Source organism: Novosphingobium sp. YAF33, assembly GCF_052113265.1.
Lineage (GTDB): Bacteria > Pseudomonadota > Alphaproteobacteria > Sphingomonadales > Sphingomonadaceae > Novosphingobium.
Genome location: NZ_JBFRCW010000001.1, coordinates 182,847 through 200,117 on the forward strand (window position 1 = coordinate 182,847; position 17,271 = coordinate 200,117).

The 17,271-nt window shown below is 64.5% G+C and carries 16 protein-coding genes; 11 read left to right on the forward strand and 5 right to left on the reverse strand.

Going from position 1 to position 17,271, the window contains the following annotated elements:
* Positions 1-46 precede the first annotated feature (46 nt).
* The 5 genes from AB4Z00_RS00850 (at position 47) to AB4Z00_RS00870 (ending at position 6,425) form a co-directional block, all read left to right on the forward strand.
* The gene (locus tag AB4Z00_RS00850; protein WP_431568803.1) at positions 47-1,288 is read left to right on the forward strand and encodes a class I SAM-dependent methyltransferase; all 1,242 of its coding nucleotides are present in this window, start codon (positions 47-49) and stop codon (positions 1,286-1,288) included.
* 88 nt (positions 1,289-1,376) lie between these two features.
* Complete coding sequence (locus AB4Z00_RS00855) at positions 1,377-2,597, forward strand: argininosuccinate synthase (RefSeq protein WP_314463615.1); 1,221 nt, start codon at positions 1,377-1,379, stop codon at positions 2,595-2,597.
* 127 nt (positions 2,598-2,724) lie between these two features.
* Positions 2,725-3,270, forward strand: coding sequence for a septal ring lytic transglycosylase RlpA family protein (locus tag AB4Z00_RS00860; protein WP_442044457.1), 546 nt, complete (start codon positions 2,725-2,727; stop codon positions 3,268-3,270).
* Positions 3,271-4,788: 1,518 nt separating this feature from the next.
* A complete protein-coding gene (locus AB4Z00_RS00865) occupies positions 4,789-5,799 on the forward strand; it encodes a hypothetical protein (RefSeq protein WP_442044459.1) in 1,011 nt (336 codons plus the stop codon).
* Positions 5,796-6,425 carry a GTP pyrophosphokinase gene (locus AB4Z00_RS00870; protein ID WP_442044461.1) on the forward strand — a complete coding sequence of 210 codons (630 nt, stop codon included), beginning with the start codon at positions 5,796-5,798 and terminating at the stop codon, positions 6,423-6,425. The genes AB4Z00_RS00865 and AB4Z00_RS00870 overlap by 4 nt, the downstream gene beginning before the upstream one ends.
* A gap of 160 nt (positions 6,426-6,585) precedes the next feature.
* Here the strand turns inward: AB4Z00_RS00870 and AB4Z00_RS00875 are convergent, their stop codons facing one another.
* The 4 genes from AB4Z00_RS00875 to uvrA form a co-directional block, all read right to left on the reverse strand.
* Complete coding sequence (locus tag AB4Z00_RS00875; RefSeq protein ID WP_442045072.1) at positions 6,586-6,768, reverse strand: hypothetical protein; 183 nt, start codon at positions 6,766-6,768, stop codon at positions 6,586-6,588.
* A 156-nt stretch (positions 6,769-6,924) separates the two neighbouring features.
* Positions 6,925-7,302 carry a hypothetical protein gene (locus tag AB4Z00_RS00880; RefSeq protein ID WP_442044463.1) on the reverse strand — a complete coding sequence of 126 codons (378 nt, stop codon included), beginning with the start codon at positions 7,300-7,302 and terminating at the stop codon, positions 6,925-6,927.
* 54 nt (positions 7,303-7,356) lie between these two features.
* Entirely contained in the window at positions 7,357-7,479 is a 123-nt protein-coding gene (locus AB4Z00_RS00885) for a hypothetical protein (protein WP_442044465.1), read from the reverse strand.
* 2 nt (positions 7,480-7,481) lie between these two features.
* The gene (gene uvrA / locus AB4Z00_RS00890) at positions 7,482-10,391 is read right to left on the reverse strand and encodes an excinuclease ABC subunit UvrA (protein ID WP_442044467.1); all 2,910 of its coding nucleotides are present in this window, start codon (positions 10,389-10,391) and stop codon (positions 7,482-7,484) included.
* A gap of 499 nt (positions 10,392-10,890) precedes the next feature.
* Between uvrA and AB4Z00_RS00895 the strand changes: the two genes are divergently transcribed.
* The 6 genes from AB4Z00_RS00895 to AB4Z00_RS00920 all read left to right on the forward strand — a co-directional run bounded on the left by AB4Z00_RS00895 (position 10,891) and on the right by AB4Z00_RS00920 (position 15,608).
* Positions 10,891-11,292 carry a UrcA family protein gene (locus AB4Z00_RS00895; RefSeq protein WP_314463627.1) on the forward strand — a complete coding sequence of 134 codons (402 nt, stop codon included), beginning with the start codon at positions 10,891-10,893 and terminating at the stop codon, positions 11,290-11,292.
* Positions 11,293-11,498: 206 nt separating this feature from the next.
* The gene (locus AB4Z00_RS00900; RefSeq protein WP_132261902.1) at positions 11,499-11,960 is read left to right on the forward strand and encodes a hypothetical protein; all 462 of its coding nucleotides are present in this window, start codon (positions 11,499-11,501) and stop codon (positions 11,958-11,960) included.
* Between the two features lie 73 nt (positions 11,961-12,033).
* Complete coding sequence (locus AB4Z00_RS00905; protein ID WP_442044470.1) at positions 12,034-12,546, forward strand: hypothetical protein; 513 nt, start codon at positions 12,034-12,036, stop codon at positions 12,544-12,546.
* A 161-nt stretch (positions 12,547-12,707) separates the two neighbouring features.
* The gene (locus tag AB4Z00_RS00910; protein WP_314463634.1) at positions 12,708-13,364 is read left to right on the forward strand and encodes a trimeric intracellular cation channel family protein; all 657 of its coding nucleotides are present in this window, start codon (positions 12,708-12,710) and stop codon (positions 13,362-13,364) included.
* A gap of 67 nt (positions 13,365-13,431) precedes the next feature.
* Positions 13,432-13,899 carry an SRPBCC family protein gene (locus tag AB4Z00_RS00915; protein ID WP_314463636.1) on the forward strand — a complete coding sequence of 156 codons (468 nt, stop codon included), beginning with the start codon at positions 13,432-13,434 and terminating at the stop codon, positions 13,897-13,899.
* Positions 13,900-13,946: 47 nt separating this feature from the next.
* Positions 13,947-15,608, forward strand: coding sequence for a M28 family metallopeptidase (locus tag AB4Z00_RS00920; protein ID WP_442044473.1), 1,662 nt, complete (start codon positions 13,947-13,949; stop codon positions 15,606-15,608).
* A gap of 1 nt (position 15,609) precedes the next feature.
* On the opposite strand, the gene AB4Z00_RS00925 is transcribed toward AB4Z00_RS00920, so the two are convergent.
* A complete protein-coding gene (locus AB4Z00_RS00925; RefSeq protein ID WP_442044475.1) occupies positions 15,610-17,172 on the reverse strand; it encodes an ABC1 kinase family protein in 1,563 nt (520 codons plus the stop codon).
* Positions 17,173-17,271 lie beyond the last annotated feature (99 nt).

Sequence of the window (17,271 nt, forward strand, 5' to 3'; positions counted from 1 at the left end):
CCCTCTTGCACCGGGCCTGAGCGCCCTTCACAAATGGTTGATGGCAATGGGAATTCTTGATCACTTCCTCCAGCGCGGCGTCCGCAAGGGTGTCCTGGAGGTCGTCCGCCCCGATGGCAGCGTCAAACGCTTCGGCACGTCCACCCCCGGCTTTCCCGAAGTCCGCATCCGCTTCACCGACGCGAAGGGCGAACGGCGCATCCTCACCGATCCCCGCCTTGGCGCAGCGGAAGCCTTCATGGATGGCCAGCTCGTCATCGAGCAGGGCGACATCATGGAGATGGTCGAACTGATCCGCGCCAATGCGAAGTGGGACAAGGGCGGCGAACTGCACGAACATACGCCGTTCAAGAAGCTGAAGGGCAAAGTCGTCACGCTGGTCGACGGCATCAACAAGGCCGCGAGCGCCAAGAAGAACATCGCTCACCACTACGACATCGGCAACGATCTCTATAACCTGTTCCTCGACATCGAGCACATGCAGTATTCCTGCGCCTACTGGCCGGAACCCGGCATCACGCTCGAACAGGCACAGACGGCGAAGCTGGCGCATATCGCCGCCAAGCTCGCGCTCGAACCCGGCCAGCGGGTGCTCGACATCGGCTGCGGCTGGGGCGGGATGGCGATCTACCTCGCAAAGCACGCCGGTGTCTCGGTACTTGGCATTACCCTCAGTGAGGAACAGCTTGCCCTCGCCCGCGAACGTGCCGAACAGGCCGGCGTGGCGGACAAGGTCACTTTCGAACTCGTCGACTACCGCGATCTGGCCGCGCGCGGCGCCAAGTTCGACCGGATCGTCTCGGTCGGCATGTTCGAGCATGTCGGGCAGGCGCAGTTCAGCCAGTTCTTCAAGGCCGTCGGCAACCTCCTCACCGACGACGGCGTCATGCTGCTGCACACCATCGGCCGCATGGGCGGCCCGGGTGCGACCGATGCCTTCACGCGCAAGTATATCTTCCCCGGCGGCTACATCCCCGCGCTCAGCGAGACCGTGGCAGCCAGCGAGAAGTTCCGCCTGATCGCCACCGATGTCGAGAACCTGCGCCTGCATTACGCGCTGACCCTGCGCGAATGGTACAAGCGCTGCGTCGCCAACAAGGAAGCCATCGTCAATCTGATGGACGAGCGCTTCTACCGGATGTGGATCTTCTACCTGGCGGGCGCCACCGCGGCCTTTGAAAGCGGCGGCATGTGCAATTACCAGATCCAGTATTCGCGCAGCCGTCTCGCCCTGCCGCTCACGCGGGACTACATCGCCGCGAACGAAACCGCACTGCTCGCCGGATAGCCCCGGGCCTTTCCTTCATTGCGCAGAGGGGCGCGTGCTGATAGGCGCGCGTCCCGAATCCACTGCCCTTTCTGCGGAGCCCGCGCCCATGTCCGACAGCATCAAGAAGGTCGTCCTCGCCTACTCCGGCGGCCTCGACACCAGCGTCATCCTGAAGTGGCTTCAGGTAACCTACAATTGCGAAGTCGTGACCTTCACGGCGGACCTGGGCCAGGGCGAGGAACTCGAACCCGCGCGCGCCAAGGCCAAGCTGATGGGCCTGCCTGACGAAAACATCTACATCGACGACCTGCGCGAGGAATTCGTGCGCGACTTCGTCTTCCCGATGATGCGCGCCAATGCCCGTTACGAAGGCGATTATCTCCTTGGCACCTCGATCGCCCGCCCGCTGATCTCCAAGCGCCTCATCGAGATCGCACACGCGACCGGCGCCGATGCGGTTGCGCATGGTGCGACCGGCAAGGGCAACGACCAGGTCCGCTTCGAACTCTCGGCCTATGCCCTCGACCCGAACATCAAGGTCATCGCCCCTTGGCGCGAGTGGGACCTGACCAGCCGCACCGCCCTCATCGCCTGGGCCGAGCAGCACCAGATCCCCGTCCCCAAGGACAAGCGCGGCGAAAGCCCCTTCTCCACCGACGCGAACCTCCTCCACACTTCGTCCGAAGGCAAAGTCCTGGAAGATCCGTGGGAAGAGACCCCGGACTACGTCTACTCGCGCACCGTCAACCCGGAAGACGCGCCGGACGCGCCGGAATACATCACCATCGACTTCGAGAAGGGTGACGGCGTCGCTCTCAACGGCGTTGCGATGTCCCCCGCCTCGCTCCTCACTGCGCTCAACGAACTCGGCCGCAAGCACGGCATCGGCCGCCTCGACCTCGTCGAAAACCGCTTCGTCGGCATGAAGTCGCGCGGGATGTATGAGACGCCGGGCGGCGAGATCTACGCCCGCGCCCATCGCGGCATCGAGCAGATCACGCTCGACCGCGGCGCCGCGCACCTCAAGGACGAGCTGATGCCGAAGTACGCAGAGCTTATCTACAACGGCTTCTGGTTCGCTCCCGAGCGCGAGATGCTCCAGGCCGCCATCGATCACTCGCAGCTGCGCGTGAACGGCACCGTTCGCCTCAAGCTCTACAAGGGCAATGCCTCGGTCGTCGGCCGCAAGTCGCCGGACTCGCTCTACTCCGAACGCCACGTCACGTTCGAGGACGATGCCGGTGCCTACGACCAGAAGGACGCCGCCGGTTTCATCAAGCTGAACGCCCTGCGACTCCGTCTCCTGGCCCAGCGCGACGCCAGGTAAGACCCGGGATTCGGCCTTCCGAATCCTTTCAATGCGTTAACGACATAGGGCGGCCCGTTGCGAAAGAGCGACGGGCCGCTTTTGCATGGGTCCCCTTGGCGACGAACTGCCTGTAGGACTCCTCCGCATGACGGGGAAGCACAACCAACCGCATAAAGCCCACCGAATTGCTCGGATCGGCTTTGCTCTTGCCACCGCTGCCATGCTGGTAGCTCCGGCCTCCTCGGCGGTTGCCGAGTCGAAGCTGGCGCCCGCAAAGGTGGTCGAGGCCCCGGCTTCTGCCGCCGTCATCCCCGCCCCCGCCATGCCCGCTCCCGTCGCCGCGCTTCCGCAGTCGCTTGAGCAGGATACGCAGGAATTCGAGGATATTCGCGGCGGCACCGCTAGCTTCTACGGCCACTCGCTTCGGGGAGCCCGCACCGCCAGCGGCGAGCGCTTCAACCCGGACGAACTGACCGCCGCACACCCCTCGCTGCCCTTCGGCACGCAAGTGCGCGTCACTAACGCCATGACCGGCGACTCCGTGATGGTCCGCATCAACGACCGCGGCCCGTTCCATTCCAACCGCGTGATCGACCTCTCCGAGGCCGCCGCCAAGGAAATCGGCATCGCGCGCATGGGTTCCGGCAAAGTCGAGCTGGCCGTTCTTTCCGACGGCTCCGACAACGACTGATCCCGCCCGGCCCGTACCGCCGGCCAATGCTCCGAAGAAGCGCAGGCGCTCTGAAAAAGGGTAGGCCGACGCGGTAACGGAGGGGGTGGGGAAGCACCGCGCCGGCCTTCACTCACAATAACATCGTACCGCCTGCCGGGTTCCCGGACGAGCCGAACATTCTTCGCCGCCCCCGCACCCAGGCCCCCCGTATCGGCCCGAGGTTGACACGGTTGACACGGTCCAGAGACCGAAAACGCACCCCCTTCCCCCGGCCCCGTCCCCGACCTTCCGTCCAGCGACTTGAACTCAAGCGGCCCCTCCTGCCCGCCGCCGCTCTCGCCGTCGCGCTCGCCCTCGCCGTCGCGCTCGCCCTCGCCGCCCGAGACGCCGCACACCGCATCGACCGCCGCGAAAGCCCGGTCCTGCCAGACATCCCAAGCGGCCCCCGCCAGCGACCGCCAGACGCCCAAACCCTCGTCCGGCTCGTCCTCCGGCCCGGCCTCGCCCGCCGCCACCGCACCCAGCCACGCCTCGTAAGCCGCCTCGGCATAAGGCTCGGCCATGCGATCGACATAGACCGCGCGCGCCACCGGCAGGACCGGATCGGGACGCGACGCCGGCCGCGTCGCCGCCAGAGCCCGCGAACCCGCATCGGCCGAGCAGACCATGTCCGCCTCCGGAGCCTCGCCCGCCAGCAGCGCCAGCACCTCGTCGAACCGCCCGGCGAGATCCTCCACCCCCTCGCCCGAGACATCCGCCCCCGCCGCCCGGTCGAGCCGCGCCATATGCGCCAGGAGCAGCCGCGTATCGAACCGCCGCCGCACCGCCACCTGCTCGCCGTGATAGAACACCGGCTCCTCGACGCCATCGAGCGCCCGCGTCGCCAGCACTTCCTCGACATGCCGCCGCGCCAGCACCAGCGCCGCCTCCCACCCCTGCCCGAAGACCCGGTCCCGCCGCCGCAACACGTAAGCCGACTGCCGCGACATCCCCACCCGCGCCGCCGCCGCCCGCACGTCGCCCTTCTCGGAGAGATGATCGAGAAACCGCACCTTCCGCGCGGGCGTCCACCCATTGTCGGAGCCTGTCGCCGAGGCGGAGTGCCTTGAAGGGGAGCCGGTAGAAGAAGGACAAGTACGAGGGCCATCGCCCTCGCGCTCCCCGAATGTATCCGCCGCGCCCCGCCGATCCGCCGCGCGCTCCTCGAGAGCCTCGAACGGGGCGTCATCATTCGGCCACGCGCCGGGATCGCCCTCACCCTCACACCGGAGGCGCGGAAAAGACTCCCCCGGCAACCCGATATCCCGAGACGCCGGTATCCACCCCCGCCCGGCGGAAGTGGGATAGGAAAAGTTCGATGGGTCGGACATGGTTCACCCCCGGAATTGGAGCCAAAGCCCCGGCACGACCGCGCCGGGATGAACCGAGTCATTTATCGCATGTCTGGGTGTGTAGGAAAGCTACCGGAAGCCGCAACAGGAAACGTGTCACCTTCCGGCTTGCTTACTTCCGATTTCTTAGTCAGTTATTCGAGATATGAGCAGTCCAAACATCCACGCATATCTCGTGCATCCGGGCAAAGGTATCGCGCCAACGGCCATTGTTGGCGAGCAGATTGCAGGCAGCGGCAAGTTGTACGAGATGCTATCCAGCATCTTTTCGGCGACCCCAAGCGCCAAGGACTTTGAGGTATCTTTTAACCCTGGCCCTAACGGTTTGCAGCAGAATGCGTGTCGGGATTTGATGATCACACATTCAAACGCCCCGAGTATTCCAAACGGCCTCGCAATCGCATCGCGCCTACAAAAAGTAACTGATAACCGCCCTGGCATCGGATTGCTATTTATAATGGACGGCCAACATGGAACTAAAAAGAGATTGGTAGTCTCTCGTTTCCCTGCAAATGAAGGCATCCTTGCAGAAGTAAATGGAAGCGGCTTGGGAGTTGAGTACCTAGAAAGGGTTTTCATCAAAAAAATGACGTCTTACAAAGCGCTTTTACTTGAAGACGTGTCACCCCTAAGCGGCTATTGGAAAGGCTTCGCCACAGACCGGCAGGCTGGGAATTCAGCAGAAAAAATCTCTTCCTATTGGCTTTATGACTTTTTAGATGCAGATTTCGCAGAAACATCAAAGGCTGGAACAAAGCGCTTGGCCGATGCACTAAAGTCCGCAGTCAAGGGCAACCCTTCTTTGTCAGTAAAAGGTGAGATCGCATCTGCAATTTCATTGGCCCCTGCGATTTTTTCCGGAAAAATGGTGTCAATTGCGGGATTCTGTCAATATTTTAACCTAAGCAAAGATGCGCAAGACTCAATAACTTCTAAACTAACAAAACCAGCGCTCGCCTCGAAAAACTTCCAATTCGATACAGCAGAATTCAAGACGCGAGTTCCTTATCGGACCATGGAAATGAACACAGGCGCATTATTAACTGCGCCTAGCGATCAGTTTTCTGATCTTTTCGGCGAACGCCCCAAAGGTAATGGCACCGTGGAAATATACACGACCGGAAGTGTTGTCGATCAGCGCATGCAACGGCAATGACTTGCATAAAAACAACTTACTCGGGTCGATATGAAGACCTAGTAATTACCAGCCACAGACTTGAAAAACATTTGTCGGAATTACTTGAAAACGCACCTCGTATTGATCGTGTGGCAGCGCGAGCAAAATCGATAGATCGATTCTTAAAAAAGGCTGAAAAAGTCGATGAATTTGGTGCAAAAAAGTACGACGACCCATTGAACGAGATTCAAGATCAAATAGGAGCAAGGATAACCGTCTTCTATTTATCTGATGTAGAATATGTTAAAAAAATTATCCTTGATTATCTCACACCAATTGAACTTCAAACTAAAGAGCCCAATAACTCAAACGAGTTTGGTTATTTTGGCGAGCATTTTATTCTATACGTTCCCGACGACATTACGCCGGACGACAATGACGAGTTCCCTCAGTTCTTTGAACTTCAGATTAAGACACTATTCCAACACGCTTGGTCAGAAGCTCATCATGATATTGGCTACAAAGCCCCGAGACCACTATGCGCACTCGAAAAACGGCAAATGGCCTTTTCAGCTGCTCAAGCATGGGGCGCCGACCAAATCTTTGGCGAGCTTTCAAGAAAGCTTTGCAAGGAGGTTGCTTCAAAGCTGCCCAGCAATGATTGATTTGAGAAAGAATCCCGAGCTTCAGCACGCTAGCTTCCGTCCCGGATTAGCAACGGATACTGAACTAAGGTTTGCCTGAATTGTCAGATCGACAGGCCAGCGGTCCCGGATCAAGTCCGGGACGACAGGTTTACCGGCGGTTCAACGACTAACGGCCCGCCTACTTCGCCCAGTTGGAAAGCAGCGGCTTCAGATAGTGCCCGGTGAAGGAAGCCTTTACTTTGACGATATCCTCCGGCGTGCCTTCGGCGATCACCTGGCGGACGCGGCCTTCGGGGCCATGTCGATGATACAGTCGGCAGTTTTGATGACGTCGAGGTTGTGCTCGATCACCATCATCCACGCCAGTTACCAGTTGGCGTCCGTATTTGCGATTTCATCGAGAAGAGCCTGCTTCGACGGAGTACGCYGCGTACCGTCGTTACGGGGTATTCGGATTTCAGGCGCCCCTTCACGACGCCGGGCGATGCTCCGCGCCAGCGTTTCCAGCGTCAGCGGCTCACGCTTCGTTTGCAAGGTCTTGAAGGCCATGACTGCCTGCCGTTTCCTCTGAAATCCGTCGTTCCATATAGGCCAAGTCCAGACCCTCGCAAAGCGCATAGAGCGCGCGGGCCTGCCCCAGCATTTCCGGCGCACTGCCTGACGCGTACTGGCCCATGCGGTCAGCAATGATATCCTCGGGCGCGATGATGGCAACAGCGCCGTCATCGCCGAGTTCGAGCACACGCACCATGGCGCGATCCGCGAGCCCTCCGAGCAGGGTGTCGGATACGACCTCGAACCCCATACCCAGTTCCCGATGTATCCAGCCGCGCGTGCTTTTTCCGGGGCCGGACGGGCGCTCGAAGCCGAAGCGGGCTAACTGCTCCTCCAGCAAATCCTGCCGGCCGCAGATCAGGTCGAAATCGCCAGTGGCGATCTGGCCCTGGGTTTAGATTTCCACCGCCGCACCGCCGACGAGGATCGGTGGGCGATGCCCCGCATCGTCCATGGCCATGCTGACACGCGCGAGAACGCGCAAGGCGTCCTCGAACTGCGCGCGCCAGCCTGTCACCGCTACTTCGCCCAGCTGGAAAGCAGCGGCTTCAGATAGTGCCCGGTGAAGGATGCCTTCACCTTGACGATATCCTCCGGCGTGCCTTCGGCGATGACCTGGCCGCCGCGGACGCCGCCTTCGGGGCCCATGTCGATGATCCAGTCGGCGGTCTTGATGACGTCGAGGTTGTGCTCAATCACCACCACCGAATTGCCCTGCTCGACCAGGCGGTGGAGCACTTCGAGGAGCTTGCGCACGTCCTCGAAATGGAGGCCGGTGGTGGGCTCGTCGAGGATGTAGAGCGTCTGCCCGGTGGAGCGGCGGGCGAGTTCCTTGGCGAGCTTGACGCGCTGCGCCTCGCCGCCCGAGAGCGTGGTGGCCTGCTGGCCGACCTTGACGTAACCGAGCCCGACTTCGTTCAGCATGTGCATCTTGTCGCGGATGGGGGGCACGGCCTTGAAGAACTCTTCGGCGTCCTCGATCGTCATGTCGAGCACGTCGGCGATGGAGTGGCCCTTGAACTTCACTTCCAGCGTTTCACGGTTGTAGCGCTTGCCGTGGCATTCCTCGCAGGTGACGTAGACGTCGGGCAGGAAGTGCATCTCGATCTTGATGAGGCCGTCGCCCTGGCACGCCTCGCAGCGGCCGCCCTTGACGTTGAAGCTGAAGCGCCCGGCCTTGTAGCCGCGCGCCTGGGATTCCGGCAGGCCCGCGAACCAGTCGCGGATCTGGGTGAAGGCGCCGGTATAAGTGGCGGGGTTGGAGCGCGGGGTGCGGCCGATCGGGGACTGGTCGATCTCGATGACCTTGTCGCAGTTTTCGAGGCCGGTGATGCGGTCGTGCGCGCCCGCCACCACGCGCGCGCCGTTGAGCTGACGCGAGGCGCCGGCCTGCAGGGTATCGATGGTGAGCGAGCTTTTTCCCGAACCGGAGACGCCGGTGACGCAGCAGAACGTGCCGAGCGGGAACGCCGCCGTGACGTTCCGCAAGTTGTTGGCGCGGGCGTTCTCGACCACGATCTTCTTGCCGTTGCCCTTGCGGCGCTCGGTCGGCACCTCGATCTTACGGGTGCCGTTGAGGTAGGCGGCGGTGAGGCTGTTCTTGCTCTTGAGCACTTGCTTCAGCGTGCCTTCGGCCACGACTTCGCCGCCGTGGACACCGGCGCCGGGGCCGAGGTCGACGATATGGTCGGCGGTGCGAATGGCGTCCTCGTCATGCTCGACGACGATCACGGTATTGCCCAGGTCGCGCAGGCGCTTCAGCGTTTCCAGCAGCATGTCGTTGTCGCGCTGGTGGAGGCCGATCGAGGGTTCATCGAGCACGTAGAGCACGCCCGAAAGGCCCGAGCCGATCTGGCTGGCCAAGCGGATGCGCTGGCTCTCGCCGCCCGACAAGGTGCCGGAAGTACGGTCGAGGTTGAGGTAATCGAGCCCGACGTTGTTGAGGAAGCCCAGCCGCTCGTTGATTTCCTTGAGGATGGCCTTGGCGATCTGCTGCTGCTGGCTGGTGAGCTTGCCCTCAAGCTCCCCGAACCACGCGAAGCCGTCCGACACGGAGAGGCGCGCGGCATCGGCGATGTCGCTGCCGGCGATCTTGACCGAAAGCGCCTCGGGCTTGAGGCGCTTGCCCTCGCAGGTCTCGCAGGGCTGCGCGGTCTGGAACTTGGACAGTTCCTCGCGCATCCAGGCGCTGTCGGTCTGGATCATGCGGCGGTTGAGGTTGCCGATCACGCCCTCGAACGGCTTGTTGACGGTGTATTCCTTGCGCCCGTCCTTGAAGGTGAGCGGCACGGCCTTACCCGCGGTGCCGTAGAGAATGACGATCTTCACCTCGGGCGAGAGCGCGTCCCACGGCGTGGTGAGGTCGAACCCGAAGTGCGCGGCCAGGCTGGAGAGCACCTGCATATAGTAAGGCGAAGGCGGGTTGGACTTGGCCCAGGGCACGATGGCGCCCTGCTTGAGGCTGAGATGCTCGTTCGGCACCACCAGTTGCGGGTCGAACAGTAGCTTCTCGCCCAGGCCATCACAGGCCGGGCACGCACCCTGCGGCGCGTTGAACGAGAACAGGCGTGGCTCGATCTCCTCGATGGTGAAGCCGCTGACCGGGCAGGCGAACTTCTCGGAGAAGACGATGCGGTTGGCGGGCAGGCCCGCGCCCTTGAGCGTCTTCTTGCTGCCCTTCCCCTCGTCCTCGCGGCCCGGAACCACGCCGTCGGCAAGGTCGATATAGGCCAGCCCTTCGGCCAGCTTCAGCGCCTGTTCGAAGCTGTCGGCAAGGCGGGTCTGGATGCCGTCCTTCACGGCGATGCGGTCCACCACGACTTCGATGTCGTGCTTGTACTTCTTGTCGAGCGCGGGGGCGTCCTCGATCGCGTAGAGTTCGCCGTCGATGCGCACGCGGGTGTAGCCGGCCTTCTGCCACTCCGCCAATTCCTTGCGATACTCGCCCTTGCGGCCGCGCACGACCGGGGCGAGCAGGTAGGCGCGGGTGCCTTCGGGCAGTTCCATCACCCGGTCGACCATGTTGGAGACGGTCTGCGCCTCGATCGGCAGGCCGGTGGCGGGCGAATAGGGAATGCCCACGCGCGCCCAGAGCAGGCGCATGTAATCCCAGATCTCGGTCACCGTCGCCACCGTGGAGCGCGGGTTGCGGCTGGTGGTCTTCTGCTCGATCGAGATGGCGGGGCTGAGGCCGTCGATATGCTCGACATCCGGCTTCTGCATCATCTCCAGGAACTGGCGCGCATAGGCCGAGAGGCTCTCGACATAGCGGCGCTGCCCCTCGGCATAGATGGTGTCGAAAGCGAGGCTGGATTTCCCCGAGCCGGAAAGCCCGGTGATGACGATCAGCTTCTCGCGCGGAAGCTCGATGTCGAAGCCCTTGAGGTTGTGCTCGCGCGCACCGCGCACCGTGATGTGGGAGAGACTCATGGAGGTGACGTGTTCCAGATTTGTTCGCAAAGCGCAAGCAGCCGCGACCAGAGCTTTTGCTGCAGGGACGGGACCTCATGTGGGAACCGGCTGCCGGATTGCAACGGTTTGCCCTGCGCATCGCGGCGGCCGCCCGGCCGGCGATGTCATCCGTCGGCCGAACTATGCCGTTCGACGATCCGACCCAATGGATGACTTGAATGCGACGAGGTTAAGAGTAATAGAGAAGTTGCCCGGTAATAATAACCGACTCACCTTTTGCCGCATGGTCAACAAGACATACAAGTAAATGTCCAGACATTGCTCAAAAGCCAAGGCGGGATCGAAGGGGCAAGACTAAAGTATATACATGTTCAATGGAGTCGACACACTCCCCGCGACGTTACCGTTGTTTGGGAACGACTTTTCTCATCGATTGAGGTCGCGTTGCAGTTCGCGTTTCGCGGGCCGTGGGGGCTTGCGTGCGGAGATCTGCACTCTTGAGCAACAGGAGAATGCAATGACCAGGATTCACACCGCTTTCGCCGCCATCGGCATGCTGTTCGTGGCGACCTCGGGGCTTGTCGCCCCGGCCCTTGCCGACGTGGTCGTCAAGGACGGCTCGCTCCGCGACGTTCCGCATCGTGAGGTGCGTTACGGCGACCTCAACCTCGATACCCAAGCGGGTATCGATACGCTCAATACCCGGCTGGAAGTTGCCGTTCGCGCCGTTTGCGGACCGCTTGAAAGCAACCAGCTGGATCAACTGGCCCGCGTCCACGACTGCCGCGATGCCTCGCTCGACCGGGCTTTTGCGGCCCGCGATGAAATGATGGCGACGCGGATGGCCGCCCGCGAAAACCCGGGCCAGCTGGCGGCAGCCACCCCCAGCCTCGCCGTCGTGGCGCGCCGGGGGAAGTAGGCACACCTTAGTCTCAGACTCCGCCGAGGAAGCCGCTGACGGGAAAGTTCCTGTCGGCGGCTTCTTTTTGCCGCCATCCGGCGCACGCCTCGCGCGCCTCGTCGTGCACGCCTGCCGCTCGTCGCATATCGAATTGCCTCCGGCCCCGCGCCTCGCCAGGGATCGCCAGGGATCGCCAGGATCATCCAGGGACGGAGACGAGAACAATGAGGGGCCGCAAGACGGGTACGCGTATCCTGCTGGCGCTGGGCACGCTGGCGCTTTGTGCGCCGGGCTTTTCCGGTACCGCGCGGGCCGACGATCCCAACGACCGCATGAGCGCCGAGGACATTGCCCGCGACGCCGCGATCATCCGCAAGCTCAATCGTGACCAGCTGGACTATGTGCGCAAGCGCGATGCGCAATACGCTTCCGGCTGGAAAGCCTATCGTGCGCGCCAGGGCGGCGGGGACGAGCAGGAAGACGAGGCGACCGGGCAATATGCACGCGGCGACTATGCCGGCGACGAGGACGGCGAGCCTTATGCGCGCCGGGACGAACGCCCGGCCTCTTCCAGCCCTTCGCGCGCTTATGCCCAGGCCCGCCGCGACTACGAGGCCGATCTGGCGCAGTGGCGCCGCGACGTCTCGGCCTGCCGCGCGGGTGACTATTCGCGCTGCGAGCGCTGACACATACCAGGGACCGGCGCCGAAACACCGTTTCGGTCGCCGTGCCGTCATCTTTCCGTGGCTTTCCGGAAACATGACCAGACCGGCCCTGATTCTTGCCCTGCTCCTTTGTGGATGCTCGCCCGACATCGCCGCGCACCGGATCGGCAGCGCGGAGGCAGGCGAGGCACCGCGGCTGACCGGCCAGCCCTGGGCCTTGCACGAATTGCAGGGGCACCGCGTCCCCCACCGCACGAACGGGGGGAAGGGTGCGCGCACCGCCGCCACCCTGCACTTTGCGCGGGACGGTTATGTCTCCGGCACCTGGTCCTGCAATTCCGTAAGCCAGGGCGATCTTCGCTGGACCGGCGTTCCGGGCGAGCCCTTTGGCGGGCTGAACCGGGACGGCAAGTATACCAGCATCAGCACGGCGGCGGGTTGCGGCAACACCAGGGCTGAACTCATGGCTACGCGGTTCTGGGGCCTCATGCTTTCCGCCCGCACCTGGACCATTGTACAGGAGCGTCACGGTTCGCACCTGCGCATCGACTTCGTCGACGGCACTTCGGCGCTGCTGGTGCCGATCGCCAAGACGCCCGGCGCCTGAGCGCACCTGGCCCCCCTTCTTGAGCGCCCTTCCTTGAGCAATGGCCCAGCCGTGTTAGACTTGCCGTGAGAAGACCGCGCACGGCATGGCGGGCGCACACTTCCAGGGGGCAGTCATGATGCCGACAGACGCTGCGGATTTCCTGTGATCGGCCGCTGCCCGTGACGCCTGCGGCACCCGCCAACGCCCGCATCCGTGACAGGATGCTGACCGCCGTCGACCTCGCCGCCACTTTCGTGCTCGCGGCCGAATGCGCGCTGACCGGGGTGCAGGCCGATCTCGACCTCTTCGGTATCCTGGTGCTCGCTTTCGTCGGTTCCGTCGGCGGCGGCGTGATCCGCGATCTCCTGCTGGGCGAACACCCCCCGGCGCCGCTGCGCGACTGGCGCTATGCCGCCCTTGCCCTGGCCGCGACCGCGGGGGTGATCGCGGCATCCCTGATGCTGGGGCCGGTGGCGAATGTCACCCCGCCGCTCGCCATCGACATGTTCGAGGGCGTGGGCCTGGCGCTCGCTGCCGTGGCCGGCACCCGCAAGTGCCTGGACTACGGCCTGGACGGCGCGCCGGTCGTCGTGATCGCCACGATCAACGGATGCGGCGGCGGCATCCTGCGCGACGTGCTGATTGCGCGGGTCCCGCATGTCCTGCATGAAGACTTCTACGCCACCGCCGTGCTGGCGGGCGCGACGCTGATGGTGGTCCTGATCCAGCGCTTCGGCCTGCGCCGGGACGCTGCCGGCATCGTCGCCGGCATCGCCATCTTCTCGTTGCGCGCGGCGGCGCTGCTGGAGGCCTGGCGCCTGCCGCATCTGCGTTAGGACAGGCCCGGAAGACCCCGCCGAGCCGGCGGAATGCGCCGGAAAGGCGCTGCATGGGAGACGAGTCATGATGCCGAAGTTCACCGTTCGGGGCCGGATCGCCAGGCCCGTCGCGGACGTATTCGAGGCCGTTGCCGATCCTGCCGTTCTGTCCGAGTTCTTCACCACTGGCGGCGCCAGGGGGCGGCTGGAGACAGGCGCCGTCGTCACCTGGGACTTCCACGACTTTCCCGGCGCCTTCCCGGTCCATGTCGTCGAAGCCGAACCGCCCCGCCACATCCTCTTGCGCTGGGGCGGTGACGAGGCCGCCGTTCTGGCCGATGCCGAGGGCGAGCACCGCACCCTCGTCACCCTGGCCTTCGAGCCGCTCGAGGATGGCCGCACGCTCGTGCAGATCAGCGAGGAAGGCTGGTCGGAAACGCCGGAGGGGCTCAAGGCGTCCTATGGCAATTGCGAAGGCTGGACGGGCATGCTGGCAGCGATGAAGGCCTGGCTGGAACACGGCGTCCGCCTGCGGGAGGGGTTCTACAAGTAGCCCGCCGCCGCTTGCCTCTCCCGTCCCGCGCCCTAAAAGCGCAGGACATGAACAAGCCTCTCCTCGCGCTCTCCACCGCGCTGCTCGCTGCCGTGTCCCATCCCGCCATCGCCCGGGAGGCCATCGATGCCGACCGGATCGTCGCCGATGTCAGGACGCTCGCATCCGATACTTTCGAGGGCCGCGCGCCCGGCACGGTGGGCGAGGAAAGGACCATCGGCTACCTGATCGCGCGCTTCCAGGACATCGGCCTCCAGCCCGCCGGGCCTGACGGACAGTGGGTGCAGAAAGTGCCGCTGCTCCACACCCGCCTTGCCGCGCCGAAGACGCTGGCGTTCTCCGGGCCGAAGGGTGCCATGCCGGTGACCGTCGCCAAGGACATCTACATCTCCACCGTCCGCCCCGACGACTCCGCGCGCATCGCGGGCGCGCCGGTGGTCTTCGTCGGCTACGGCGTGAACGCACCGGAGCGCGGCTGGGACGACTTCAAGGGCATGGACCTCAAGGGCAAGGTCGTGGTCTTCCTCATCAACGACCCGGACTTCCACGCAAAGAAGGGTGAGCCCGCCGCCGGCAAGTTCGGCGACCGGACGATGACGTATTACGGCCGCTGGACCTACAAGTTCGAGGAAGCCGCAAGGCAGGGTGCGGTCGGCGCGCTGATCGTCCACGAGACGGAGGGCGCCGGCTATGGCTGGAACGTCGTCACCAGCCCCGGCGGCGAGAACTACGATATCGTGAGGAGCCCCGACAAGCTCACCAGCCTGGCGCTGCAGGGCTGGCTCTCGGGCGAGGCGGCCAACCGCCTGTTCGGCTCCGCCGGGCTGGACCTCGCCAAGCTCTCGGCCGCCGCACGCCGCCCGGACTTCAAGCCGGTGCCGCTGAAAGGCGTGACTTTCGATGCGGACGTGCCCGTCGCGCATGAAGAAGTCATGAGCCACAACGTGCTGGCCCAGATCCCCGGCACCACGCACAAGGACGAAGTGGTGATGTTCGGTGCCCACTGGGACGCCTACGGCAAGGGCGCGCCCGACGCGCAGGGCCGCATCTACCGTGCCGGCGCCAATGACGACGGCGTCGGCATCGCCGCCCTCTTCGACATCGCCCGCGTCATGAAGAGCGAGCCCGCCCCGCAGCGCAGCGTCGTCTTCGCGGCCTGGACGGCGGAGGAGCGCGGTCTGCTCGGCTCGGAATTCTATGCCGCCAGCCCGGTCTTCCCGATGGAGAAGACCGTCGCCAACCTCACCATCGACGTGCTCCAGACGGCGGGCGCCGCCAACGACGTGACGCTGATCGGCAAGGGCCAGGATACCCTGGAGGACGACATGGCCCGCGTCGCCGCAGCCCAAGGCCGCCGCGTCACCCCGGAAGGCCTGCCGGAGCGCGGCCTGTTCTACCGCGCGGACCACTTCTCCTTCGCCAAGCGCGGCGTTCCGGTCATGCTGATGATGGGCATTGCCGGGGCCTCCGACCTCAAGCAGGGCGGCGTCAAGGCGGGCCAGGCCTGGATCGATGCCTATACCGGCCAGTGCTACCACCAGGCCTGCGATGCCTGGTCGCCGGAGTGGAAGATGGAAGGCGCCGTGCAGGACGTCGAACTCGTCCGCACGATCGGCACGGACCTCGCCAATTCCGACAAGTGGCCGCAGTGGAAGGCCGGCTCGGAATTCAAGGCCGCGCGCGACAAGTCCGAAGCGGCCCGCCGATAATTCAGGTCCAGTGAACGAGCAGGTCGGCGGCGGCGTGGATCACCACGGCGCCGCCGATCAGCCATCCGGCCCGGCTCACCGCTCTGGCCGTGCCCCCCTCTCGCCCGAAGTCTCGGCCGGATTCCCGTGCAGGCGGTGACGATGCCTCCATCCGGGCCGAGGCCGCGCGCAGGAAGCGCGGCGCTTCCTCGGCCACGCGCGAGAGTTCGAGCAGCGCCGTCTCCAGCTTGTCCGGCGCGGCAAGACGCGACAGCCGCGAAGCGACCAGCCGCCCGCGCATCTGGCCCAGCGCTTCGGACAAGTCGAAGTCCGGCGCGATCCCGGAAAGCACGCCGTCCATCGTCACCATGGCCTTGAAGATCAGCACCAGATCGGGCGGCAGCACCAGCCCCTCCTGCCGCAGCAACGGGAAGAAATCCGCCACCATCGCATTGAGCACGAGCGCCCCGGTGCCGTGCCGCGACACCAGCCGTTCGGAGGCACGCAGCAGCTTTTCGCGCGGGACTTCGCCGTCCTGCGACCAGGTGGCCAGCATGTCCGCCACGCCGCCGGGGTCGCCGCTGCGCAGCGCCAGGATGAACGTCAGGAATTCGTGCTGCCGCCGCGGGCTGACGAAGCCGACCGAGCCCAGGTCCAGCAGCGCCAGTCCATCACCGCCGGGCACCTGCGGCGGCAGGCAGAGCAGATTGCCCGGATGCGGATCGGCATGGAAGCGGCCGTTGACCAGCACCATCTCCAGCACCAGTTCCGCCCCCAGCGCGGCGATGCGGGAGGGATCGATCCCCGCCGCCTTCAGCACGGCCGGATCGCGCGGGGCGATGCCTTCGATATAGTCCATCACCAGCACCTGCTCGCCCGTCCACTCCCAGTGGATGCGCGGCACGGTGATCCGCTCCAGCGAAGCGAGGTCGGCGCGCAGCAAGTCGGCATTGCGCCCCTCGGCCGTGAAATCGAGTTCGTCCAGGATCTCGCGGCCAAGCTGCTCGATCATCGCCGCGGGCTTCATCCGGCGCACGGCGGCGCTGCGCGCTTCGGCCAGCGCGCCGAGGTGGCGCATGAGCCGCAAGTCCGCCTCCATCCGCGCGCGAATGCCCGGTCGGCGAATCTTCACCACCACTTCGGTACCGTCGTGCAGCCGCGCCCGGTGCACTTGCGCGATCGAGGCGGCGGCCAGCGGCTCGGTGTCGAACCGGGCAAAGACGCTCTCCGGCGGCCCGCCCAGCGCCGCTTCCACTTCGCCGCGCAGCGTCTCGAAGGGCAGGCGCGGCGCATCGCTCTGCAATTGTTCGAAAGCGGCGATCCAAGGATCGGGCAGCAGGTCGCGCCGCGTCGCCAGGATCTGGCCGAGCTTCACGTAAGTCGGGCCGAGCGCTTCCAGCGCCTTGCGGGTCCGCGTGGGCAAGTCCCGCGGTTCCGCGCTCTCCTGCGCATCATCGCCCTCTTTCCCGTCGCCACCGATCCCGAGCCGGACCGCCAGCGAGTCCAGCCCGAAGCGGGCGATCACGGCCGAGACTTCCGCCATGCGGCCCCGATCGCGTGCGGCAACGGCTATCGACTTGAACATGCGTCACTCCTTCAGCGGGAGACAACCGGCCTCAAGGCCCGGAAGTTCCGTCGCCGTCTCACTGGCCCTCACGCCGGGAGGCATGGACAGCGCCGCCCC